This is a genomic window from Streptomyces huiliensis (genome assembly GCF_020037025.1).
GTDB classification, from domain to species: domain Bacteria; phylum Actinomycetota; class Actinomycetes; order Streptomycetales; family Streptomycetaceae; genus Streptomyces; species Streptomyces huiliensis.
Genome location: NZ_JAIQLH010000424.1, coordinates 1 through 5,005, shown reverse-complemented (window position 1 = coordinate 5,005; position 5,005 = coordinate 1). Strand labels below are relative to the sequence as shown.

The window sequence follows — 5,005 nt, the reverse complement described above, 5'->3', positions numbered from 1 at the left end:
GGTCGCGTCCAGGGTGGTGCCGTTGGTCGAGCCGAGGTCGTGGAGGGTGACGCGGCCGTCGTCGCCGAGGGTGACCGCGCAGTGCAGCCGGGAGACGTCAGGGTCGTCCACCGGGACGTCGGCCGCCGAGGAGCGGCCGACGCGGACCTCGCCGCCGTGCAGCAGGTGCACCCCGCCCGCGTCCGGGCCGGAGACGACGTGGAGTCGGGCGGTGGTCTCCGCCAGCAGCGCGAGGGGCGCGACGGGGTGCCGCTCCGGGTCGGCCGGGGCGCCGAGGGAGAGCACCGCGCCGTCGATCAGCGGGGGCTCGCCCAGGGCGCAGCGCTGGGCGTCCAGCCGCTCGGTGCCCGCGTAGACGGCGACGGCCCCGGTACCGAGGTCGGAACCGGCGGCGGCCAGGACGGCGGCCAGGCCGCTCGTCACACCGGCGAGGGCGGTGCCCGCGGGGGCGGTCACCAGAACGTCGCAGGCGTGCGCGGCGTGGCCGCCGAGCGACGGCCCGAGGACGGTCAGCCGGATCTGCATCGGCGTCCACAGTCCCTTCCTGCCCCTGATGCGCCGGACAGGGGCAGGACGTCTCCCCCACCGGCCGCACGGGCGCTTCGGCACGTACAGGTCACCACGGAGCGCGGGGCCTCGGCTCCGCCCCCACCGCACCGTGCTGCGAGCATCCTCGCACCTGCCACTGACAGCGCGCCCGGCGCAGCCCGTTTCGTGATCTTGGAAATCGGCCGGCCCGTGCGGTGTGGTGAAGAAAACGTCCGATCGTGAGTGGGGAGCGATCGGACATCCGGGGAATTCCTTCCGTTTCTCTCCGTTTCTCTCCGTTTCTCTCCGTTTCTCTCCGTTTCTCTCCGTTTCTCTCCGTTTCTCTCCGTCTTTCTTCGCCTGGCGCCGCCCGGCACCGTCCTCTTTCGGCCGACGGCCCCTTCCCCTCCCTTCCCCAGGGCCTGCGGCCGCTCTTTCCCTCGTCTCGTCCCCGCCGCGCGCCGCCCCGCGCGCCTTCGCCCGTCCCGCGCGCTCCGCGCGCCGTCCCGCCCGCGGCGGAACTCCCGCCGCCGCCCGTGGCAACCAACGGTCCCGCAGGCGCGTCTTTCCCCCGTGCCCCACGGATTCGCCAGGACGGCGGCGCGTGGGACCGCACTACAGTGGGCCGGAGGGCCGGCTCCGGGAGACCGGGCGCCGGACGGCCGGACCCACCGGAAGGACCGGAGAGAACCGGAAGGACCGGAGAGAACCGGAAGCCGGAGGAACCGGGAAGACGAGGCGGCCCAGCACCCGGCTCGCGGCACGACCGCGGGCCACCGGGCCGGAGTACACGACCAGGGAGCGCATGACGTGCGGCCGGTAGGCAGCAAATACCTGCTCGAAGAGCCGCTCGGACGCGGAGCGACGGGCACCGTCTGGCGGGCGAGCCAGCGGGAAGCGGCGGGTGCCGAGGCGGCCGTGGCCGGGCAGCCCGGCGAGACCGTCGCCATCAAGGTCCTCAAGGAGGAGCTGGCCAACGACGCGGACGTCGTCATGCGCTTCCTGCGCGAGCGCTCCGTCCTGCTGCGGCTCACCCACCCGAACATCGTCCGCACCCGCGACCTCGTCGTCGAGGGCGACCTGCTGGCCCTGGTGATGGACCTGGTCGACGGCCCGGACCTGCACCGCTACCTGCGCGAGAACGGCCCGTTCACCCCGGTGGCCGCGGCCCTGCTGACCGCCCAGATCGCCGACGCCCTGGCGGCCAGCCACGCCGACGGCATCGTCCACCGCGACCTCAAGCCGGCCAACGTCCTCCTGAAGAACGAGGACGGCCGGATGCACCCGATGCTCACGGACTTCGGCATCGCGCGCCTCGCGGACTCGCCCGGCCTGACCCGTACCCACGAGTTCGTGGGCACCCCGGCGTACGTCGCGCCCGAGTCCGCCGAGGGCCGCCCGCAGACGTCCGCCGTCGACATCTACGGCGCCGGCATCCTGCTGTACGAGCTGGTCACCGGCCGTCCGCCGTTCGCCGGGGCGACCGCCTTGGAGGTGCTGCACCAGCACCTCAGCGCGGAGCCGCGCCGTCCCACCACCGTCCCCGAACCGCTGTGGACGGTCATCGAACGCTGTCTGCGCAAGCGCCCGGAGGAGCGGCCGAGCGCCGAGAACCTGGCCCGCGCCCTGCGCGTGGTCGCCGCCGGCGTCGGCGTGCACGCGAGCCCCGCCCAGGCCGAGGCGGCGCTCGGCGTCGCCGCCCTGCTGGCCCCGGACCCGGAGCCGGCTCAGGTTCCCGGCACGGGCCTGGCCGGTCAGCAGGCAGGCCCCGGCGGCGGCTTCGGCGACGCGGACCCCACCCAGGTGCTGCCCCCGACCGTCAACCCGTCGGCCGGCCACGACCCGGGCGCCTACGACCCGAACGCCGCGACCAGCGTGCTGCCCAGCACCCCGCCCGGCCCCGACGCCGGACCGACCCAGGTCCTGCCCACCGGCTCGGCGGCCCCCGACGGCACCCGGATCATGCCCACCGGCCCCGGCGGGTACGGCGGCGCCGACCCGACGCGCGCCATGCCGCCCGTCGGCCCCGACGCGCAGCAGGGCGACGGCGAGCACCCCTGGCAGACGCAGCTGCGCGCGGCGCGCGACCGCAACGACCAGACGCAGGTCCAGTACCTGGACCCCAGCGAGGACCCGCTGCGCCGGCGCCCCACGCGCCGTCAGGCGCCGCAGCAGCACCAGCAGCCCTACCAGCAGCCGTATCCGCAGCAGGGGTACAACCAGCAGCAGGGCTACCCGGACCAGCGGGGCTACGCGACGCCTCAGCAGAGCCCGCAGCAGAACCCGCACGCGAACCCGCAGGGGTATCCCAACCAGCAGCACCGGCAGGGCTACCCGCAGCAGCCCCCGTACCCGCAGCAAGGACAGCAGTACCCACCGCAGCAGCAGGCACAGCAGCCTCAGCAGCAGCGTCAGGCCCCCCAGCGGCCCGAGCGCCGCCGTCCCGAGCCGCGCCGGCAGCAGCCCGCGCCGCCGCCGGAGCCGCAGCGGTACGCGCCGCCCGAGCCGGAGCCCGCGCCCCGGCGCGAGCCCCGTCCGCCCCGGCAGCGCAGCGCCAACCCCATGCGCATCCCGGGCCTCGGGTGTCTCAAGGGCTGCCTTTTTCTGATCGTCATCCTGGTCATCGGTTCGTGGGCGGTGTGGGAGTTCACCCCGCTCAAGGACTGGGTCGCCGACGGCAAGAACTTCTGGGACGCAGCCTGGGACTGGGTCACCAAGGCCAAGGACTGGGTGTCCGGCCTGGGGTCGAAGGTGTGAGCGGGGCCCTTCGCCGTCCGCCGTCGAGAACGCCGCAACCGTCGCAACCGCCGCAACCGCCGAGGACGCCGAGACCGTCGAAAACACGACCGGTCGGCGGGAACACGACCGGTGCACGGCCGGGGTCGAGGGGCCGCCGCCACCCGTAGGGTGACCAGTGCCGCGGAAAAGGGGTCCGGCACCGCCCGGTGCCCCTAGCATCCCCTCGGCCGCGTAGGTTGTCGGTGACGCGCCTGTCGGATGTCGGAGGAGTCGGGGAACAGTCTTGGCACGGAAGATCGGCAGCCGGTACACCGCCCACCAGGTCCTCGGCCGGGGCAGCGCCGGAACGGTGTGGCTCGGCGAGGGGCCCGAGGGCCCGGTCGCGATCAAGCTCCTGCGCGAGGACCTCGCGTCCGACCAGGAGCTCGTCGGCCGGTTCGTTCAGGAGCGCGCCGCCCTCCTCGGCCTCGACCACCTGCACGTGGTCGGCGTCCGCGACCTCGTCGTGGACGGCGCCGACCTCGCCCTGGTGATGGACCTGATCCGGGGCACGGACCTGCGCACCCGCCTCGACCACGAGCGCCGGCTCGCCCCCGAGGCGGCCGTCGCCATCGTCGCGGACGTCGCCGACGCCCTGGCCGCCGCGCACAAGGCCGGGATCGTCCACCGCGACGTCAAACCGGAGAACGTCCTCCTCGACATGCAGGGCCCGCTCGGCCCCGGCGGCGCGCACCCGGCGCTGCTGACCGACTTCGGCATCGCCCGTCTCGTCGACGCCCCGCGCCCGGCCCGGGAGCGGCAGCAGGGCGCCGGCGCGGGCGGCCGCGCGGCCGTGCAGCGGAGCGTCATCGGCACCCCCGACTACCTCGCGCCCGAGATCATCGAGGGGTTGCCACCGCGCGCCTCCGTCGACGTGTACGCGCTGGCCACCGTCCTCTACGAGCTGCTCGCCGGGTTCACGCCGTTCGGCGGCGGCCACCCCGGGGCCGTCCTGCGGCGGCACGTCACCGAGACGGTGGCGCCGCTGCCGGGCATCCCCGACGAGCTGTGGCAGCTGATCGTCCAGTGCCTGGCCAAGGCGCCCGCCTCCCGGCTGCGCGCCTCCGAGCTGGCCTCCCGGCTGCGGGAACTGCAGCCCGGCCTGGCCGGACTGCCGCCGCTCGACATCGACGAGCCGGGCGCCGACGAGTCCGACGAACCGGGTGCGGCCTCCGCCGACGGCGCGGAGACGCCCGGCACGGCGTACGACGGGCAGGGGGCGCCCGGCGGTACGGCGCCCGCGCCGCGTCGCCGGGGTGCGGTCCCGCTGGTGCCCACCCCCGCCTTCGACTCCACCCGTGACACCCATACGAGCATGCGCGTGCCGGGTCCCGAAGAGCTGGCGGGCGGCGCGCACGGCACGGCCCGCGCCCCCCGGGCGGCGGGCGAGCCCCGGGCCGGCTCCGCCAAGCACCGCGGCTCGGCCGAGGCCCGGCGCAGCCGCCGCATCAAGCTAGGCGCCGCCGCGGCGGCGCTGGCCGCGGCGGCGGGCGTGGGCGGCTGGCTGGCCACCGACGGCCACGACTCCGGCGACGCCAAGCCGGGCGTACACCGCACGGACGCGCCCCAGGGCCAGCTTCCGTAGCCGGCGAGGGCCGGCTTCCGCAGGCGGCGCCCGCGCGGGGCGGCCGCCCGCCGGCGCCCGGCGCCGTTGGACGTCGGCACCGCGGAAGCGGACGGCCGACACCTGCGGTGCCGC

General features: G+C 75.8%; 3 protein-coding genes. 2 read left to right on the top strand and 1 reads right to left on the bottom strand.

What is annotated here, in order from left to right:
* Positions 1-525 (bottom strand): FHA domain-containing protein (locus JNW98_RS34615; protein WP_223772247.1); only part of this gene is annotated, 525 nt, incomplete at its 3' end.
* Between the two features lie 813 nt (positions 526-1,338).
* Between JNW98_RS34615 and JNW98_RS34610 the strand changes: the two genes are divergently transcribed.
* Both JNW98_RS34610 and JNW98_RS34605 read left to right on the top strand, forming a co-directional pair.
* On the top strand, positions 1,339-3,285 hold the full coding sequence (locus JNW98_RS34610) for a serine/threonine-protein kinase (protein ID WP_223772246.1): 1,947 nt from the start codon (positions 1,339-1,341) through the stop codon (positions 3,283-3,285).
* Positions 3,286-3,550: 265 nt separating this feature from the next.
* Positions 3,551-4,891, top strand: coding sequence for a protein kinase domain-containing protein (locus tag JNW98_RS34605; protein ID WP_223772245.1), 1,341 nt, complete (start codon positions 3,551-3,553; stop codon positions 4,889-4,891).
* The last annotated feature ends 114 nt before the right edge of the window (positions 4,892-5,005 follow it).